This window comes from Sphingomonas sp. LR60, from assembly GCF_036855935.1.
Taxonomy (GTDB): domain Bacteria; phylum Pseudomonadota; class Alphaproteobacteria; order Sphingomonadales; family Sphingomonadaceae; genus Sphingomonas.
On sequence record NZ_JASPFK010000001.1, the window covers coordinates 1,662,290 to 1,681,034 of the forward strand.

Genomic DNA, 18,745 nt, shown 5'->3' on the forward strand with positions numbered 1-18,745 from the left:
GACCCCGGAATGACCCTGTAGCCGGGATCAGCCAAGAAAAATTCTGGGTAAAGCCAGCATCAGTTGACCCCGCCGCCGGTGAATTGCCGGTCAGCCGCGTTGACGCGATCCTATTGCATAGCCGCCCGCGCAACGGTGGTGTCATCAGCGTTAGGCGCGCTGATGTGATGGACCGGAGAATAGCTCAGGTTGCCATTTGCGCAGCTATCGGGGCAGCAGCACGGTTGTCGCTGGCGAAGCTGCCCACATTGCTGCAGCTGGTGCATTAGGCGGGGGTGCGCTGTCGAAGAAGCGATGGCAGATCGCTTCCGTTAGAGGCTGATCGCGCTTTGCAGGTTAGCTGTTGTGTACATATGGTGGAATTCCTCACCCGAGTGTGAGGAATTCCGAGTGGCACTTATTTCTTCATACTGCCAACGCAGGAGCATTATTCCAAGCAGGCAGGAAGATTTGATTATGCGGTAAGCCGCTCTTCAATGGCGAGCGGAAGATTATACACGTCACGGTAAGGTGATGTTCTAAGAATTTGGACCTGCTTGTCTAGGACGTACTGAAACTCGACTGTCAAACCAAGAAATTCTTCCTTATCTGTTTGATTCTGCTGACGGATTTGCTCCAAGCTAACCCGCATTGTCCTGCTCCCCTTGCGATGGCAAACACGCTTCTAGACCCACCTTGGGTAAGCTATCAAGGCCTAGAGCGATCCTACGCTCGACCTGCAAATTCGAATCAGGGAGTTCGAAAATTTTCGGTTTGGCGAAGGCTCTTTGCCAATTGACCGTATAGCCCTGACTATCCTTGCGGCTGTCTGGCGCACGGAAAAGTGGCCCGTACAAGCGAGGCGCGACGCCTTCATAAGGCTCAAACCGAACGGTTGTGATAGCGGTTGGCATTCCCTCCAATCGCTTCCCCGAGTCATCCGTTGCAAAGTCCTTGTGGTCGATCATCACCGACTCAGGGAACAGTTCTGAAGTCATACTCTTGGGGTAAGGCTCTATATAGATAACCTTTGTGATACCCGAAGCAATAATGTGCCTAGCACACATATGGCAAGGGAACGTTGTGCTGAATATAGTGGAGTTATCTACACTGATTCCACGTTGGGCCGCTCGCATAAGTGCAAACATTTCAGCATGGACAACTCTGCCAAACTCTATGAGATTAGAAATCCTTAGTTCCTTAAAGGTGCTTTTGAACTTCCCCGTAACAAGTTGCCTAGTGATTTCCGCGGGATCGTCTTCACTCGTTCTCTTGTACAGATTATTATCTTCTAGGAATTTGAGCATCTCGTTGATAATGTCGAACTTTTTAACCGAATTAAAATCTTGGCCAGTTTTGAAATCTCTGTTGTCAAGAGACGCGGGATCGTCGGGCCAATATGTCCCACCACCTGCCATGGGAACGTCATTACAGCCTGAAGACACGATTTCATTTTGCGGGCTAACAATTACCGCGCCGATCTGCCTTGATAGATCAACAGAGCGCAATGAGGCGGCGCTTGCCTCAAACATGAAATACTCGTATCGATAAGGGGTAAGGTAAGGACTACCGAAGAGAAGGTCTATGAACCGTCCAACTTTTATCTCGTAGTCACCGGCAACTCTTACAAAGAAGTCCCCTAGGGGAAAAGAATCGCGAACATTTTGACCAATTCCGCCGCCGGGCCTTTTTGAGTCGATGTTAATTAGGTTGACCGCTTCCTTTCGGTACCTTTCAAGGTCGGTACTGACATTTTCTTTTGCAATATCACGTTGCAGTTTAGAGGTTCTTGAGTCCACCGCGTCGAATGCTGACACAAGGATGAAGCCGCTTCCGTAAAGCCGTCGCAGCGTTGATATTTCGTCAGGGTGCTTAAGAGAATCTACTATGTAGCAAGCGTTTTCTGCATGAATATCTTCCGTCACCCCATCTTCTTTGTTAAATTCGACTCTTGCCGCCCTGATTGCCGCTACAATCAACGGCACCAGAGCATCACCTTTATCGGACTGACCGCGCAGGAAATCGCCCGCATTCATAAGCAGCCTCGTCCGCTCGCCGCCCTTGATGTTATTTAAATGCTCAGAAAGTTTTTCGTCGCACATGCTTCTAATCAAAGCACTAACACGGACTTTCTCACAGCGGTATTTAAACGCCGCCATCTTCTCTTCAATTAAAGTAGCTAACGCGTGTAGGTCTGTGCCAACCGGGCCAACTAAGCCGATAACGATCTCTGGCTTGGACCGCTCGCGACCGACCTTTTTCAATATTGGCCCATGCTTTGTCGGAGCTTGCTGACCTAAGCTAGATCCTTCGAGCTTCGCATTCTCAGTTCTCTTATCTGCTACTTCGCCGACCCCAGTCACAAACCTCTCCCCGATGATTGTCGTTCACATCACAGCCAACGTGATCCCATAATCGTTACATCGAACAAAATTGTTTGGAAATGCAACAGGTTTGACGGACATATAATCCGCCACATGTGGGCATAATTTGGCTGATTTGCTGGCATTTACGGCTAGCAGCGCGTCAAACCTGACTATCGGGCTGACCCTACTGCTTTCGCCGCCATCCTAAATTCCAAAGTTCATGCGCCTTGCGCAACTCCCGCTCTGCGTCACTACCTGACGGATCGCCGTAGCCGTATGGGTTGGCTACCACCGGGTAGCCATGCGCCTTGGCCATACGACCTTGCCGGTACGCTGGCTGTTCCGATGGTGCCATGACTACATCAACCTCTCGGCTGGCACGGCGATAACGCCCCAGCGCTCCAACTCCTCCCGGGTGGCTTGGCGTCCGATGCCGGACAAGCCTGACCAATCGTCCATTGGCTCTGGCTCGGGTTCTGGCTCAGGGCGGGTGAAGGCCGAAGCGGGTAGCTCTTCCTCCCGGTTGCTGAATTCGTCGGCGTAGACTTCCCACATGGCGACAGGCGATCCGAGGATACCCCGTGCGCGCTCATGGAGGGCTAACAGAGGCTCTCCCGGTTCCCGACGGACGATCACCCCGGTTGGGTCGCTCATGCCCTCACAGAACGGCTCAGCGTCGAAAATACGGCAGGCCATGCGCGGGAACGTCCTAGGAGCCTTCTGGCGTTCGTAACGAGCAACCCGCGCGATCAAGCTGGCATGGCGAGCCACGGTTAACGCCCCTCGATCTTATCCAAACGTTCGCTCAATGCCTCGACGGCTTCGCGCTCCAACGCGCGGCTAATTTCAGTAAGCGCATAGATCAACTTTGAGCCTTTGGTAACATCAAGCTCGCCACTGGCCATCTGGCGATAGACCTTGACCATCTGACGGCGAGCAGCAGCACCAGTTTCAATACGCAGCCGCTTGCCCGGCACTTTACCGATGGCAGGGGGAGGTCAGCCAAAAAAGCACCGCTGTTCGTCGATAATGACGAAACAGCAGCGCCATTAGTTGCCTCTACCGGCGGGTATGAAGACCATCCTTTTGCCATTTTTCGTCTCTAACCTCACTGAGGCTTAGATGGCTTGTCTTCACCGGTCTGTCCATAGCCCGCGCCCCAATTCTGCTCCAAGTTCGGCCTAGGGTCGCAAAAGCCGCAATGACACTGATCGAATATTGCAGCTATTTCATTGTGACCCGCCAACAGCTTTCGCTTCTTAAGATCATTGTCGCATCGCAAAGAAGCCATGAACGACGCACACATGGTTCTACGTTCACCGAGCGGTAAACTTAGAGCCTCCACCATGTCACGTTCAATCCTTACCGCCTCTTTTTCACACTTGGCTAACTCATTACAACGGTAAATCTCATATGCGCTGGCTTTGCTATTATCGTTTGCAGTCATGAGGCCAAGCCTTCTGTCGGAAGTGAGCCGCTAGCCCACATTAATGGGCTAGCGGTTTGAGGTTAAAGTTACTCGGCTTCGGGTTCCGGGTCATTCTGAAAGCCGGTCGGCTCATACGATGCCAGCAGAGACTTGCGCTTTGCGGCCGCAGCAGCATGACCACCCGTACCAGCCGTTGCCTTAACCTCCCAATTCAGCATTGCCTTATGCTGCATGTCGGCAAAGCTGAGATATCGCTGATGCTGCTTGATCGCAGCCATTTCCGCAGGAGCCGTCTTGAGCTTGAACTGATTGTAGAGAGGGTCACTCACGCTACGGTCAACACCCGTCAGAATAGCAGGAGCGTCGCCGCCGTAGATCGCGCCGATGACGTTCATGTCTCCATCATTAAATGCCTTTCTGACCGTGGCCAGCCTTTCTTCAGCCGGCATAGCCAGCAACACCCGGCGGACTTCGCTGGCATAAGCGGTTTCACGAACGCTGAGCTTGCCAGCCAGCTTGCGAGTGGCATCGGCCAAGGAAGCTTCAAGCTCTTGCCGGGCAACCTTGTAGGAACGTTCAAATTCAGCAACGACCCGCTCGGTTCGCCGTTCGATATTAGCCAGATGGGCAGCACGGGTTACGGTCGGGTCAGGGTTCTTGCGCAGATAGTCAACTGCCTCAGCCGCCTTCATGGTGCCCACACTATGAGCCTTGAAAGCCGTAGCGCCGGCGGACACATTATCGTCAATGCCAAAAGCGCCATGGTTGAGGTCAGGCTGACCCGCAGGAGCAAGGTTCGGAGCTTCGGGTTGATAAGTAGCCATGTCAGTTACTTCCTTCAGAGTTGAGTTGGTTAAGCAATTCGGTAATCATGGATCGTTCGGCAAAGGCAATGTTACCAAGCCAAGAGGTCAGAAAACCAGCAAGCCGGTTCTCCATTAGATTAGCCCACATGGGGGCGGTGGAGACTTCCTCTATTCTATCAGGCGCTCCCTAGAGGGAGCCTGATATATATATTTTATAGGGGGGGCTCGTGGTGCGTATGGTGCAAGGGTAGGTGCAAGCAAAGTCAAGCACTTAGCCATTGTTACTGTGAGGGGGTTGGTGCGGGTTGGTGCAGGGTTCAGTGCAGGGGTAGGTGCAGAGCAAAATCAAGCACTTAGCCGGAGGGGTCGGTGCAGCCGGGGTCATAGCGCGACGCCCGATGCGGCAAGTCTAATGCCCTTGACCCATGCCCGATTATCTCTCTGCCAAACCCTTTGTTCGAGCAGAATAACACCCGCACCGTTGAGCCGCTCGAAAGCCCGCTTAAATGCCGCTTTTTTAAGGCCACCCGCTTCAGGCATTCCCTCGAAGATCTTAGGCGCGTAGTTGACCCCCTCTACATGCCCAACGTTTCGTTTTTGGGCCGCGCAAACTGCCAAGCAACGTAGGAATGCTTCATTCTCAAAGTTCGCTTGTGAGTGAGTAGCGATCCGGCCACGCTCAAGCTCGGCAATGTCAGCTTCTCGAATGAACGCCCCTTCATGCCAACGAAAGGTCAAGCTCTCGCCAGCGCGCCCGTAATTTGACTTGGCGCGTACCAGATAACGAGCGTCACGGTCCCGGATTGTCCCATCGGCTTCCTGTGGGATGCCAAGGTTAAGACGGGTGCGGACTTGGTTTTCCCAAGCCGTTGAACCGCTGAAGCCAGCACCGCTTTTATTAGGATGGCCAATCAAGATGATTGCTGCACCCGTTTCCTTGGCCAAACCGGTCAGCAGGTTTAGGAATGCAGCGACTTGGTTGCGGACATTCTCATTGCCGCTGAAAAAGTGAGCAACATTATCCAGCACCACAAGCCCGGCACCCATTTCGCGAATGGTCTTGCCAAGCCACTGGTAGGCCGGCGACGGTGCCATTCGCCCGCTTGCGTCAAAGGTAGCCAGTTCGGCGTTCAGCGCACCAGCGAGGCTGACCACGCCCATCCAGCCATCGAGGTCCGCGATCTGGATACCGGTGGACTCGAGGATGGCGCTCTGACGCCTGTGAAGCTCGCTGCTGTCATCCTCGCACGTCACGTACAGCGAGACAGCCCGGCGCGTCTGAAGGCCCATCCACAAGGCTCCTGCGGCGACGCTGGTGCATATCTGCTGGCTCAGCAGCGACTTACCCGCGCCACCCGGCGCGTAGAGCATCGTGACCTCACGAGAGGCGACCCAATCCACTACCGTCCAAACGCGCTGCTCAGGCGCTTTCCTCGCCCAAGCGGCAACGTTGATGACGTCAGGTTCATCAACCATCTGGACCGGTACAGGAGCGGCGGCGACTTCGTTGCGAAGCGGCGCGCCGTTGACAGTCACATTGGACGTATCGACAAGCTTAATCTCAGGCCGGTTAAAAGCCGTCTCAATCGTTCTACGGCGGTAGTAAGGTCGGGCTTGCGTCTTGTCCTTGTTGTTAGCAGCATTGACACGATGGCCAAGCGGCGATGCCAGCCAAATGCGTTCAACCTGCTCACGATTTCCAGACAGGATAGCCAAGGAATTGACTAGCGCTTGGTCGGCGCGACTATTATCTTTGCCATCGTGCGAAATGTCGCCATTGTAGCGCGCGGCCATCACCGGGTCACGGTAAAGCAAGGCTACAACTTCAGCATCGCTTTTATTGACAGCGCGGTCAGCCTGAATACCAGCGTCAGCCTCTTTGCCGCCACCCATCTCCTGATGTAAAGTATCAAGAAGCTCTTGGCGACTGGCAATAGGCGCATTGTTGACGATATTGCCGGTCATGGTGAAGAAGCGGTCAGACGAATAAACTTCAACACCGTCGCGACGACGCCCGCACGAGACGTTGCCCTTGACAATGATGTGCAAGCCGGTGCCGCTGGGACTTACCTCAGTATAGCTGTCAAACTCACGACAAATCTTCTCTTGAAGTCGGTTCGCCTCGGGGTCGCCATGCGTGTCGTCAAGGTCAATGCCGGTATAAGGGTCATCGTCACCGAACATAAAGCCGATGCCGCTAAACCCTGTTTCCTCGACAGGCGCGATAGGGCTGCAAGGTCCGACTAGCGATAGAGGCGCTGAGCAAGCTTGCTCAAAGCTACCCCATTCGGCGGGCCGATTAGCAGCCGCTTTCTTGCCGCCGGGCCAAGGCTGGTAAGGAACCTTTGTGGGCTTGGAGCCACCACGAACCTCAAGACGCCAGCACACCCACTGTGAGAGATTACGCAGTTCATTGGGAATGTTGTCGTAGCACGTAGACATAGTAAGCCTTCGGGTCGCTCACCGGTCTTTTCTAGTTCACCCTCTTTACAGGGGATGCCTTCGCAACTAAAAAATACGGGTTCGCAGATTTGGATCGTTTGCGGATCGTTTGTCAGGAAGCCTCAGACCCTCACGGTGCGTGCTGTCACCGTGAGGGTTTTTACTGGCTCACGCGGCAACTTTGGAGTTAATCCACTCTGAGATTTGCGCCTCGGTGAAAAGCGTTCGCCGGCCAAACTTTAGCGGCTTCAACTCGCCGGCTTGAACGGCTCGGTAAATTGTAGCGCGTCCAAGCTTGGTGAACTTCATAACACCCTGAACATCAATCAATTGCGGTAGGGCTGGTGTGGTGTCGATTTGCATTGTGCATGCTCCCGAATGATCTAATGACCACTCAGGTGCCTCAACGTCCCAAATTGCGTCAAGGGAAAAACAGTGTCAAAGCCCAGAAATCGCGCCTGTTCTTTATACGTTCTGCTATTCGTGCTTAAGTTTGCTTATAGTTGCTTTAAAAGCCAGCCTAATACTTGCGATAAAAGCCAGCGAGCTAGCCAGCCAAGCCAGCAGGGTCAGCCTGAAAGCCAGCCAAGTGGGCCAGATACGCAAAAGGGCCAGCATTTCTGCCAGCCCTTAGCGGATGATATAGAAGCCAAGCCCACATTGAAGCAGATGAGTATGCCGGCTACGTGCTGATAAGGGGGTATCGTCTCGTGCTTCAGATCATTTTCGGGGATGATGAGCATACGGCAGCGGATGGGCCGTACGCGCGGCTGATGAAGACCCGTAAGTGGCTTTACCTCTCATCCGCGACCTTGTCGATCGTACACGGCGGACTTTACAACGAAAAGGCTGCATCAAGCCTGCTAAAATTCGTTAAAGCGCCAACATCGGTTGTTGAGCCGGCTCTTGCGATAGGTGTTGCCTATCTTTTGCTGCAATATAGCCTCTTGGTCGGACAGCTCTTATCGACCTACGACATTGTTATTTCTGATAGGTTCATCTTCCGACGATCAGATGACTTAACCTCTGCTCGCGACAGAATTAAAGAGGCAACGAGCCAGCTTCAATCCAGCATCAATGCTTTTCGGCAGGATTTTGCAGTTGCACTTCAAGCTCGACAGAATGAACTTGTAAATCAGATTGCGTTAGAAGGTAAGAAGCTAAACGCCCTGACCGAACAGAGAGTTAAGCTTCAGCAGCAATTATCGGGCAACGGCTCTCTCGCAAAGGTAATGCACGATGAGGGTCGGCAAAACGCGATAAGGGCAAGGCTAATCAACTCTTTAAAGAAGCTAAAATCCTCGCCTTTAGAGGAGCTTGATCCTTCCTACGACCCAAATGTCAAGCTATGCCAGTCGGCACTTCTGGAAGCGGAGCAGGCTTTTAAAATCTTACGCTCCGAAATGCCGTCTGAGAGGCATGGATATAGGTTTGCAGAAGTGATTATCGATACTCTACGTTTGGGGCCGCCTTGGTTATTTGCCGCCCTCGCCTTGCTGCATTATCTGGTGATTTGGCCCTTCAACGGCTGACCTCTCTTTGTAATTGAACTTGTCCTTCGTTGATAAAATTCTCCCAAGCCGACATAAGCTCGATTCTCCGCTCAAGATAATTCGTGCGCAGATACGCCGCCCGCACGGCATTCGTATCCTTGTGGGCAAGTGCCGTTTCCAGCACCTCACCGGGGAATGACGTTGCCTCAGCGCCCCAATCGCGAAAGCAGGAGCGAGCCAATCCATGAGCCGTAATAGCCGGCATAACGGCATGAAGCGTCTTGTTGATGGCCACATCCGATAGCAGCCCGCCGGTAGGGCCGGGGAAGACCCTGCCCACAATAGGCGCGTCGTCGGGCTGGCCAGCGCTGGTGAGCTTCGCACGCGCCCGCTCAGCCATCGTGGAGAGGATCGACAGCGCTTCAGCGCTCAGCGGGACCGTGTGAGCCTCGCGTGCCTTCATGCGCGCCTCAGGGACGTGCCAGAGCGCCTTGTCGCGGTCGATCTCGCTCCACTGAGCGCCGCGTACCTCCATCGACCGTGCGGCGGTCAGGACGCTGAAGCGGAGAGCGAGGGCGGACGTGCTGTCCTTCTCCCTGAGCGCTGCCATGATCGTCGGCACCTCCTGCCATGGCGGCGCTGCGTGGTGCTTGACCTTGCCGGCTACCTCGCGAGGCGATGGCATGATTTTGTCCAGGTGGTTTTTCCACCGGGCCGGATTGCGCCGGTCAATTTCCTCAGTGATGTAAGCGTAATCAATGACAGCCTCGACCCGCTGACGGACTCGCGTAGCCGTCTCGGTCTTGGTGGCCCAAATGGGTGTCAGGATCGCCATTATGTCCGCAACCGTAATGGCAGCGGGCCGTTTGGCTCCAATGTGGGGATATGCGTAAGCCTGAAGCGTGGATGGCCATTGAGCAAGGTGCTTGGCGTTAGGCTCGTTGCCGTTCCTGCCACGCTTGCCTTGACGGTTGGCGATATACTCGACCGCGTAATCCTTGAAGGTTTTCGCCATCGGCTCAGCCGCCGGCTTCAGAATCAAAGCCGGGTTACGATCCGCCGCAACCTCAGCGCGTAGCCGCTCAGCAATCTCGCGAGCCGCTTTAAGCGACTTGGCAGGGTAAGACCCCAAGCCAATCTCAACCGGCTTACCCTTGGCCGCTTCGCCAGCCCAAGTGGCGGTCAGTCTGACCTTGAAGCGGAAAACGAAGTTGATGCCTGACCCGCGACGCCGGACATAAAGATTGCCGCCATCGCTGGTGTAGCCCTCTTTGGCCTTCTTAACCTGAGAGTCGGACAGTAGGTTGATAGCCGCCATAAACCCGCCTTCCACCCGCCTATTCGGGCCATCCCTCAGCCTTACCCTAGGGCTGAGAAATGGGCAAACAGGGGGAAACGTCCTGAGACGCTGAAGTTAGCTAAAAGCCAGCATTTCTGCGGGTTTGAGCTAATTTCTGGCTGTTTTGCATGGCGTAATTGGCGGAAGAGGTGGGATTCGAACCCACGGAGAGCTTGCACCCTCGCTGGTTTTCAAGACCAGTGCCTTAAACCGCTCGGCCACTCTTCCTGACGTGCGGTGCGGCTGCCTATGGCAGCAACGCTTGGCCGTGTTCAAGCCCCTGACCAACGCTGCGGTCATCCGTGCCCGCCCTGCGACGATTTGCGGTACCGCTGTTGCGCGCGCTGTGTCAGAACCGGGCGATCATGAAAGCGGTAACAACTCTCACGCGCGGCCTGGCAGCAGCAGTGTGCCTGATCGCGCCGGCGGCGGCGTCGGCACAGGACGACAGCGGATTCAGCACCTATCTGGCGCAGGTGCGCGGACGCGCGGCGGCGGCAGGCGTGACGAACGCCACGCTCGACAACGTGCTGCCCGCGCTGACCTTCAACCCGCGTGTCGTCGCGCTCGATCAACAGCAGCCGGAGGCGCGCCCCAACGCGCCGGTCCCACGCTTCGCACCGTACCGTACCACGCACGTCGACACCGCCCGTATCTCCCGCGGGCGCGCCACCTACGAGGCGCAGCGTGCCCGGCTGGCGCGCGTCGAGGCGGCGACCGGCGTGCCCGAACAGATCATGGTCGCGATCTGGGGCCACGAAACCAATTACGGGTCGTACACCGGCGATTTCGACACGATCCGCAGCCTCGCCAGCCTCGCCTATGAAGGGCGGCGGCGGCCGTTGTTCGAGGGCGAGCTGATCGCGGCGCTGAAGATGATCGACCGTGGCGTGTCGCGGACGCAGCTCACCGGCAGCTGGGCCGGGGCGATGGGCAATCCGCAATTCCTGCCCTCGGTCTACCTCCGGCTCGCGCGCGACGGCGATGGCGACGGACGGGCCGACATCTGGAACTCCGCGGCGGACACGCTGGCGTCGATCGGCAATTACTTCGTCCAGGCCGGCTGGCGCCGCGGCCAGCCGTGGGGCGTCGCCGCCAACGTCCCGGCCGCCTTCGACCGCACCGAGGTCCGCAACCGGCTCGTCTCGCCACGCTGCCCGCGCGTATTCGAGCGGCATAGCGGCTGGCGGTCGATGGCCGAATGGCGCGCGCTTGGCGTGTCCGCGCAGGGCCGCACGCTCGCCGACGACGTACAGGCGACGCTGATCGAACCCGATGGCCCCGGCCAGACCGCCTATCTGCTGACCGGCAATTACCGCGTGATCCTCGACTATAATTGCTCGAATTTCTACGCGCTCTCGGTCGGTCTGCTCGCCGATGCGATTGCGTCATAGCGGCGGCGCGCTATGGCATGATGCCGACCAATTCTCTTCGCTTCGACACACGGAACCATCGATGACCAAGCTGCTGACCGTTCTTGCGCTTCCCGCTGCCGTCGTTGCGCTGGCGATGCCCGCCGTCGCCTCCGCGCCGCAGTTCGACACGCCTGCGCCGGTCGCGTTCCTTGAGGATGTGTCGACGGGCGCGGTGCTGTTCGCGCGCGACGCCGATCGCCGGATGCCCCCGGCGTCGATGGCGAAGATGATGACGGTCTATACCGCGTTCGAGATGATCAAGCGCGGCGACCTGAAGCTCGACACCGAGTTCGAGGTGCGGCCTGAGACCTGGAAGAGGTGGCACGGCCCGCAGGCGGGATCGACGATGTTCCTGTCGTCGGGCGAGCGCGTTTCGGTCGCCAACCTGCTCTATGGCATCGTCACCTTGTCGGGGAACGACGCGTGCATCGTGCTGGCCGAGGGCATCTCCGGCACCGAGCAGGCGTTCGTCGAGCGGATGAACGAGGATGCCGCGAAGCTCGGCCTGAAGAACAGCCACTTCGGCACCGCGAACGGTTGGCCGGATGGCGGCGTCACCTATGTTACCGCGCGTGATCTCGCCACGCTGGCCGCCGCGACGATCCAGCAGCATCCGAAGCTCTACAAGCAATTCTATTCGCGCCGCGATTTCACTTGGGGCAAGACGATGGGCGCCGGTCAGGCGATCACCCAGGCCAATCGTGATCCGCTGCTCGGCCGCGTCGCCGGGGCCGATGGACTGAAGACCGGCCACACCGACGAGGCCGGCTATGGCTTCACCGGGTCGGCGGAGCAGAACGGCCGCCGGTTGGTCATGGTGCTGGCCGGCCTGACCAGCTTCAACCAGCGCGCGAGTGAATCGGTGCGCTTCATGGAATGGGGCTTTCGCGCCTGGCAGGCCAAGCCGGTCGTCAAGGCCGGCCGCGAGGTCGGCACCGCCACGGTACAGCTCGGCAGCGCGCGCGAGGTGAAGCTCGTCGCGCCGAAGGATCTGAGCGTCACCATCCCGTCGGGCAGCCGTCCGAAGCTCGCCGCCAAGATCGTCTATGACGGTCCGATCAAGGCGCCGATCAAGCAGGGCGCGCATATCGCCGATCTCGTCGTGTCGTCGCCCGGCCTGCCCGAGCAGCGGATGCCGCTGGTCGCCGGTGGCGACGTCGGCGAGGCGGGCTTCTTCGGTCGCGCGTGGCAGGGCCTGTTCGGCTGACCGGCAGCAGCGGGATGACGAAAGGGCGGTTTCTTAGCCTCGAAGGCGGGGAGGGGGCGGGCAAGTCGACGCAGGTCCGCGCGCTCGCCGCCGCCCTCGCCGAACGCGGCATCGACACCGTCGTGACCCGCGAACCCGGCGGCAGCGAGGGGGCGGAGGCGATCCGCGCTCTGCTGATGCAGGGCGACACCACGCGCTGGAGCGCGCGCGCCGAGGCGTTGCTGTTCGCCGCCGCGCGCGCCGATCATGTCGAGAAGGTGATCCGCCCCGCGCTCGACGCCGGTCGCTGGGTAATCTGCGACCGTTATATCGATTCGACACGCGCCTATCAGGGGGTCGCGGGCGGGATCGACGACGCCGCAATCCTCATGCTGCATGGGTTCGGCGCATCGGGGCTGCTTCCCGATCGTACCTTCCTGCTCACGCTTCCGGCGGACGTGGGGGCAGCGCGCGCCGCGGCGCGCGACGGGACCGCCGCCGATCGCTTCGCGCGCCGCGATCCGGGCTTCCACGGCGCGGTCACCGCCGCCTTCGACGCGTTCGCGGTCAGCGATCCGGAGCGGTTCCGCCAGATTGACGCGACCATGCCCGCTTCCGCGGTGACCGCTGCGATGCTCGACGCGTTGGCGGACTTGCTGCCGTGACGACGGTGCGTGGCCACCGCGCCGCGATCGACGCATTTCTGGCCGCGAGCACCGGTGGCGCGCTCCACCATGCCTGGTTGCTTGCCGGGCCGCACGGCGTCGGCAAGGGGACGTTCGCGCAGGCCGCGGCATTGCGATTGCTCGCCGACGCAATGACGCCCGGCGCTCTGCCTCCCGGCTTTAGCGTGCCTGACGAGCATCCCGCGGCAAGGCTTGCGGCGGCAGGATCGCACCCCGATCTGCGCGTGCTGCGGCGGCTCGCGAAGAAGGACAAGGAAGACGAACTCGCACGGTCGATCACCGTCGACCAGATCCGCAGCCTCGGGCCGTTCCTCGGCACGATGCCGTCGCTGTCGCCGCGCCGTGTGATCGTGATCGACGCCGCCGACGATCTCGAACGCCCCGGCGCGTCGAACGCGCTGCTCAAGAGTCTGGAGGAGCCGCCCGCCGGCACGGTGTTTCTGCTGGTCAGTCATGCGCCCGGCCGGCTGCTGCCGACGATCCGCTCCCGCTGCCGGCTGCTCCGCTTCGATCCGCTCGACGATGCCGACATGGCCGCGGTCCTTGCCGAAGCCTTGCCGGAGGCCGATGCCGAGGAGCGCGCGGCGCTGGTGCGGATCGGGGAGGGGCGCCCGGCCGCGCGATCGGCTATGCCGGGCTCGATCTCGGCGCGCTCGACACCGCGGTCGAGGCGATCGGGCGCGATGGCGATCCGATGCTCTCGCGCCGCGCCGCCCTCGCGCGGGCCTTGTCACCCAAGACCGCACAAGCCCGTTACGAGGCGTTCCTCGATCGCGTGCCGACCGTCATCGCGCGAATGACCGCACTGCGCGTCGGTGAAGATTTGCGTGCTGCGCTCGATGCCTATGACGAGGCACGCCAAGTCGCGGCCGCCGCGCGCAGCCTGTCGCTAGACACGCAAGGTACCGTCTACGAGCTGACCGGAATCGTCGCGCGACTGGCGGAGCCCGGTAAGCTTCACGAAGTCAGCCCGTCATTGCGAGCGCAGCGAAGCAATCCAGAACCGGGCCCGTAAGACGTCGTGTGCCTCGCTGCACTCGCAATGGAGGCAGATAGCCGACCGTTCAAGCCGTACGGGTCGAGCCAGCGTCCCACACGCCACCGCGCGCTTGTTCTACCGATCGTCAAACCCTAGGACGACGCCATGGGCGAACCCTTCTACATCACCACCGCGATCAGCTATCCTAATGGCCGTCCGCATATCGGCCATGCCTATGAAGCGATCGCCGCCGACGCCATCGCACGGTTCCAGCGGCAGGCCGGGCGCGACGTCCGCTTTCAGACCGGCACCGACGAGCACGGGCTGAAGATGGTGCAGACCGCGCGCGACAAGGGCGTCGAGGTCCGCGCACTCGCCGATGAAATGTCCGGCTATTTCAGGTCGATGTGCGACGCCTTGAGCATCAGCTATGATCGCTTCATCCGCACGACCGATGCCGATCATCATCTCGCCAGCCAGGCGCTGTGGCGCGCGATGGCGGCCGCAGGCGACCTGTACCTCGACCGTTACGAGGGCTGGTACTCGGTTCGCGACGAAGCCTTCTACGACGAGAAGGAACTGGTCGACGGGCAGGGGGCGAGAAGTTGTCGCCGCAGGGCACGCCGGTGACATGGACCGCGGAAGAGACATGGTTCTTCCGCCTGTCCAAATACCAGCAGCCGCTGCTCGACTTCTACGCCGCCAACCCCGACTTCATCCGGCCGGACTCCCGCCGAAACGAGATTCTGCGCTTCGTCGAGGGCGGGCTGTCCGACTTGTCGGTGTCGCGTACCAGCTTCGATTGGGGTGTGCCGGTCCCCGACAGCCCCGGACACGTCATGTACGTCTGGGTCGATGCACTGACCAATTACCTGACCGGCGCGGGTTATCCCGATGGCGACATGCCGCATTGGCCGGCCGATCTGCATCTGATCGGCAAGGATATCGTCCGCTTCCACGCTGTTTACTGGCCGGCGTTCCTGATGTCCGCCGGCGTTGCGTTACCGAAGACTGTCTTCGGCCACGGCTTCCTGCTCCACCGCGGCGAGAAGATGTCGAAGAGCCTCGGCAACGTCGTCGATCCGCTCGATCTGGCGAACGCCTTCGGCGTCGACGGTCTACGCTATTTCCTTCTCCGTGAGGTCAGCTTCGGACAGGACGGCAGCTACGCCGCCGATGCGATCGTCACCCGCGTCAACGCCGAACTGGCGAATGCCTTCGGCAATCTCGCGCAGCGCACCCTGTCATTCATCGCCAAGAACCTTGGCGGTACGTTCCCAGAGGCCGGGCGCACCGACGTCGCAGACGGGCAGTTGATCGAGGAGGTCGTCGTCGCCTGTGCCGGCTTCAAGGCGGCGTTCGCCGATCTGATGCTCAGCCAGGGCATCGAGGCTTGGATGCGCGGCGTCTTTGCGTGCAACCAATATATCGACGCACAGGCGCCATGGGCGTTGCGCAAGACCGATCCGGAGCGGATGCACGCCGTGCTCGGCACGTTGGTCCGCGCGATCCGGATGCTCGCGATTACGATCCTGCCGGTGGTGCCGGCCGGGGCGGGGCGCGTGCTCGATCTGCTCGGCGCCGACGATCGAACGCACGCGGCGGTCGACGATGACGGCTGGTACGCTCGGCAGGTCGCTGCCGGCTTCGTACTCGCGACGCCGACGCCGGCTTTCCCGCGGCTTGAAATGCCTGTCGAGGCGGAGCCGGCCTGATGCTCGCGGACAGCCATTGCCACCTCAACTACAAGGGGTTGGTCGAGGAACAGCAGGCGGTGCTCGAACGCGCCCGCGCGCGCGGCGTAACCGCGATGCTCAACATCGCCACCAGAGAGAGCGAGTGGGATGCGGTGCTGGCCACCGCCGAACGCGAGCCCGATGTCTGGGCGACGGTGGGCATCCACCCCCACGAGGCGGACGCCCACCCGCACGTCGACACCGCCAAGCTTGTGGCGCGCGGCCAGCACCCCCGCGTTGTCGGCGTCGGTGAGAGTGGGCTCGACTATCATTACGAGCATTCAGATCGCGCGCGGCAGCAGGCGAGCTTCCGCGCGCACATTGCCGCCGCGCGCGCTCTGCAGGTGCCGATCGTCGTCCACACCCGCGACGCCGAGGATGACACGCTCGCGATCCTGCGTGAGGGAATGGAGGAAGGAAGCTTCACCGGTGTGATCCACTGCTTCACCGCAAGCGGTATTTTCGCCGATGCGGCGCTACAACTCGGCCTGTTCATTTCTGTTTCCGGCATCGTGACGTTCCGCAACGCGACCGACTTGCAGCAAACCGCCGCACGTTTGCCGCGTGAGCGGCTCCTGATCGAAACGGATGCGCCGTTTCTTGCGCCCGTTCCGAACCGCGGCAAGCCGGGGGAGCCGGCGTTCGTCGCCGACACCGCGGCGTTTCTCGCCAACCTACGTGGCGAGGAAGTCGAGGATTTACGGTCGTATACGGCGCACAACTTTCACCATCTCTTCAGCAAGACGCTGTCACGGTGAAGGTCCGCATTCTCGGCTCGGGCACGTCCTCCGGTGTCCCCCGGATCGGCAACGACTGGGGCGATTGCGATCCAGAAGAACCTCGTAACCGTCGGAAAAGATCATCAATTCTCGTCGAGCACGACGGTAAGCGTATCCTGGTCGACACCAGCCCGGACATGCGTCAGCAATTGCTCGACGCCGACGTGAACACGTTCGATGCGGTGATCTGGACGCACGAGCACGCCGATCATGTCTTTGGAATCGATGATCTTCGTCAGGTCTACCATGCGCTCGGACGTCCGGTAGAGGGATACGCCCGGCCGCGCACTGCCGCAGCGCTTCGCCGCCAATTCGGCTATGTCTTCGAAGGCAATCGCGGATACCCGCCCACGGTAAATCTCAATGACTTGCCGGATAAACTTCGCATCGGCGCGATCGATATCAGCATCGTCGACCAACCGCACGGCGGCATCACCTCAGCGGGATTGCGCTTCGAAGCCGGCGGCCATGTCATTGGCTATGCCACTGATATCAGCGCAATGACCGCCGACATGCAGCAGCATTACCAGCACCTCGACGTCTGGATCGTCGACGCCCTGCGACGCCGCCCACATCCCACGCATCCCGACCTAGCAACGGTGCTGGGCTGGACCGACGACCTAAAACCACGCCAAACCGCACTAGTCCACATGGATCAGTCGATGGACTACGCCACGCTCTGCGCCGAACTACCGCCGGGCGTAGAACCGGGCTTCGATGGCTGGGAGTGGTCGGCGTGAGCGACAGAGCAATGCAGGCCGCAATCCTATTGATCGTCCTAGTTCTGCCGCTTGCAGCGCTGGTCGCACGGCGTGTGCCGTTAGGAACCACGCTGAAGTACGGCGCTATCTGGCTGGGGATCATAGCCTCCTCGCCATACTTCTTCGCAGTTTTACATAATGTAGATTATCGAGATTGACTGTGAAGCTGGATGGACGGCTACGCGTTACCCTGGCGTCGCCTTGGTCGCCTTAGCCTCCGCCGTCAGCACCAGTTCCGCTGCCAGCAAGGCGCCCGCCTGATCCTGCGCCACAGATGTGCCTTCGACGATATCGTTGATGAATTGCGGGCCGAATGGCAGCGGGACTTTTGAGCAGTCGATGTAGCGCGTGCCCTTGCGATCGGCGATGAACAGATGGTTGCCGCCGGGGTGCCCGGCGATGTCAACGTACTTACGTAGCTCGATATATCCCTCGGTGCCGAGGATGAAGAGTCGGCCGTCACCCCAGGTCGGCAAACCGTCCGGGGTGAACCAATCGACCCGAATATACCCGGCTCCACCGCTGCCGTGGAGCATCATATCACCGAAATCCTCGAACTTCGGATGCTCCGGGTGCGCGAAATTGCCGGTTTGCGACGCGAGCACCTGCGCGCGCGTACTGCCCGTCAGATAGACGAACTGATCGGCCTGGTGGCTGCCGACATCGGTAAGGATGCCACCGTTGCGCGCCGGATCCCAGAACCACGCCGGACGGTTCGACGCGGACAGGCGATGCGGCGCGAGGTTGATGGTCTGGATCACGCGCCCGATCGCGCCGTCGTGCACCATCTGCCCAGCCATTACCGCGGCGGGCACCTCCAGCCGTTCGGAATACATGATCCCGTACTTGCGCCCGGTCTCCTTGATCGCACGGCGCACGTCGGCGAGCTGCGCGAGCGTGGTCACCGCCGCCTTGTCGCTGAGATAGTCCTTGCCCGCGCGCATCACGCGGATGCCGAGCGGTGCACGCAAACTGGGGATCGCGGCGCTGCACACCAACTTGATCGCACGATCCTGAAGGATCTCGTCCTCGCTCCGCGCCAGCTTCGCGCCGGGATAGCGTTGGCGGAACGCCGCGATCTGCTGCGGATCGGTCGCATAGAAGCTGGTGAGCACCCCGCCCCCGCGGATCATCGCATCGGTGATCCCGTAGATGTGGTTGTGATCCATCCGGATCACGGCGAACGGCACGCGGTACTTGGCCTCCGATGCAGGTTTGGCGACGGCGGTTTCGGTCGGCGCGTCGCCGCGGGTCGCGGATTGCGCCAGCGCATCGCCGGCCAACCCCATCAACCCTGCGCTCAACCCCAACCCCAGCACCGAACGGCGATCGGAATGCGTCATCGTCTT

At 59.8% G+C, this 18,745-nt stretch carries 13 protein-coding genes, 1 tRNA gene and 2 pseudogenes; 8 read left to right on the top strand and 8 right to left on the bottom strand.

The annotated features are described in order from the left end of the window. Nucleotides 1-620: 620 nt before the first annotated feature. The 5 genes from QP166_RS07545 to QP166_RS07565 all read right to left on the bottom strand — a co-directional run bounded on the left by QP166_RS07545 (nt 621) and on the right by QP166_RS07565 (nt 7,385). Entirely contained in the window at nt 621-2,342 is a 1,722-nt protein-coding gene (locus QP166_RS07545; RefSeq protein WP_333915365.1) for an anti-phage dCTP deaminase, read from the bottom strand. A 776-nt stretch (nt 2,343-3,118) separates the two neighbouring features. After that, a complete protein-coding gene (locus tag QP166_RS07550) occupies nt 3,119-3,322 on the bottom strand; it encodes a hypothetical protein (protein ID WP_333915366.1) in 204 nt (67 codons plus the stop codon). Between the two features lie 538 nt (nt 3,323-3,860). Next, complete coding sequence (locus QP166_RS07555) at nt 3,861-4,598, bottom strand: hypothetical protein (protein WP_333915367.1); 738 nt, start codon at nt 4,596-4,598, stop codon at nt 3,861-3,863. A 363-nt stretch (nt 4,599-4,961) separates the two neighbouring features. Further along, nucleotides 4,962-6,764, bottom strand: a complete 1,803-nt coding sequence (locus QP166_RS07560; protein ID WP_333915368.1) for an AAA family ATPase — start codon at nt 6,762-6,764, stop codon at nt 4,962-4,964. Between the two features lie 426 nt (nt 6,765-7,190). Next, on the bottom strand, nt 7,191-7,385 hold the full coding sequence (locus QP166_RS07565) for a helix-turn-helix transcriptional regulator (protein ID WP_333915369.1): 195 nt from the start codon (nt 7,383-7,385) through the stop codon (nt 7,191-7,193). 410 nt (nt 7,386-7,795) lie between these two features. On the opposite strand from QP166_RS07565, the gene QP166_RS07570 reads away from it, so the two are divergent. Beyond that, the gene (locus tag QP166_RS07570) at nt 7,796-8,554 is read left to right on the top strand and encodes a hypothetical protein (RefSeq protein ID WP_333915370.1); all 759 of its coding nucleotides are present in this window, start codon (nt 7,796-7,798) and stop codon (nt 8,552-8,554) included. Here QP166_RS07570 and QP166_RS07575 read toward each other — a convergent pair. Together QP166_RS07575 and QP166_RS07580 are read right to left on the bottom strand one after the other, a co-directional pair. After that, nucleotides 8,544-9,833, bottom strand: a complete 1,290-nt coding sequence (locus QP166_RS07575) for a tyrosine-type recombinase/integrase (protein WP_333915371.1) — start codon at nt 9,831-9,833, stop codon at nt 8,544-8,546. The two genes, QP166_RS07570 and QP166_RS07575, sit on opposite strands and share 11 nt — an antisense overlap. 159 nt (nt 9,834-9,992) lie before the next feature. Further along, a tRNA-Ser gene (locus tag QP166_RS07580) sits at nt 9,993-10,082 on the bottom strand. Nucleotides 10,083-10,219: 137 nt separating this feature from the next. Between QP166_RS07580 and QP166_RS07585 the strand changes: the two genes are divergently transcribed. The 7 genes and pseudogenes from QP166_RS07585 (at nt 10,220) to QP166_RS07615 (ending at nt 17,375) form a co-directional block, all read left to right on the top strand. Then, the gene (locus tag QP166_RS07585) at nt 10,220-11,248 is read left to right on the top strand and encodes a lytic murein transglycosylase (protein ID WP_333917287.1); all 1,029 of its coding nucleotides are present in this window, start codon (nt 10,220-10,222) and stop codon (nt 11,246-11,248) included. Nucleotides 11,249-11,309: 61 nt separating this feature from the next. Then, a complete protein-coding gene (locus tag QP166_RS07590) occupies nt 11,310-12,476 on the top strand; it encodes a D-alanyl-D-alanine carboxypeptidase family protein (protein ID WP_333915372.1) in 1,167 nt (388 codons plus the stop codon). Nucleotides 12,477-12,490: 14 nt separating this feature from the next. After that, on the top strand, nt 12,491-13,120 hold the full coding sequence (tmk, locus tag QP166_RS07595) for a dTMP kinase (protein ID WP_333917288.1): 630 nt from the start codon (nt 12,491-12,493) through the stop codon (nt 13,118-13,120). Further along, nucleotides 13,117-14,156, top strand: a pseudogene (locus tag QP166_RS07600) (DNA polymerase III subunit delta'). The gene tmk and the pseudogene QP166_RS07600 overlap by 4 nt, the downstream one beginning before the upstream one ends. Nucleotides 14,157-14,285: 129 nt before the next feature. Beyond that, a pseudogene (gene metG / locus QP166_RS07605) lies at nt 14,286-15,835 on the top strand (methionine--tRNA ligase). Continuing rightward, nucleotides 15,835-16,614 (top strand): TatD family hydrolase, encoded by a 780-nt coding sequence (locus QP166_RS07610; protein ID WP_333915373.1) that lies wholly within the window; start codon nt 15,835-15,837, stop codon nt 16,612-16,614. The pseudogene metG and the gene QP166_RS07610 overlap by 1 nt, the downstream one beginning before the upstream one ends. Further along, entirely contained in the window at nt 16,611-17,375 is a 765-nt protein-coding gene (locus QP166_RS07615; protein WP_333915374.1) for an MBL fold metallo-hydrolase, read from the top strand. The genes QP166_RS07610 and QP166_RS07615 overlap by 4 nt, the downstream gene beginning before the upstream one ends. Before the next feature lie 206 nt (nt 17,376-17,581). Here the strand turns inward: QP166_RS07615 and QP166_RS07620 are convergent, their stop codons facing one another. After that, nucleotides 17,582-18,739: a Gfo/Idh/MocA family protein gene (locus tag QP166_RS07620; RefSeq protein ID WP_333915375.1), complete on the bottom strand. Its 1,158-nt coding sequence runs from the start codon at nt 18,737-18,739 to the stop codon at nt 17,582-17,584. Nucleotides 18,740-18,745 lie beyond the last annotated feature (6 nt).

Bases quoted from the DNA above. Each gene is read 5' to 3' on its own strand.
- QP166_RS07555 (WP_333915367.1), bottom strand. From the start codon at position 4,598: ATGGCTACTTATCAACCCGAAGCTCCGAACCTTGCTCCTGCGGGTCAG.
- QP166_RS07560 (WP_333915368.1), bottom strand. From the start codon at position 6,764: ATGTTCGGTGACGATGACCCTTATACCGGCATTGACCTTGACGACACG.
- QP166_RS07565 (WP_333915369.1), bottom strand. From the start codon at position 7,385: ATGCAAATCGACACCACACCAGCCCTACCGCAATTGATTGATGTTCAG.
- QP166_RS07570 (WP_333915370.1), top strand. From the start codon at position 7,796: ATGAAGACCCGTAAGTGGCTTTACCTCTCATCCGCGACCTTGTCGATC.
- QP166_RS07575 (WP_333915371.1), bottom strand. From the start codon at position 9,833: ATGGCGGCTATCAACCTACTGTCCGACTCTCAGGTTAAGAAGGCCAAA.
- QP166_RS07585 (WP_333917287.1), top strand. From the start codon at position 10,220: ATGAAAGCGGTAACAACTCTCACGCGCGGCCTGGCAGCAGCAGTGTGC.
- QP166_RS07590 (WP_333915372.1), top strand. From the start codon at position 11,310: ATGACCAAGCTGCTGACCGTTCTTGCGCTTCCCGCTGCCGTCGTTGCG.
- tmk (WP_333917288.1), top strand. From the start codon at position 12,491: ATGACGAAAGGGCGGTTTCTTAGCCTCGAAGGCGGGGAGGGGGCGGGC.
- QP166_RS07610 (WP_333915373.1), top strand. From the start codon at position 15,835: ATGCTCGCGGACAGCCATTGCCACCTCAACTACAAGGGGTTGGTCGAG.
- QP166_RS07620 (WP_333915375.1), bottom strand. From the start codon at position 18,739: ATGACGCATTCCGATCGCCGTTCGGTGCTGGGGTTGGGGTTGAGCGCA.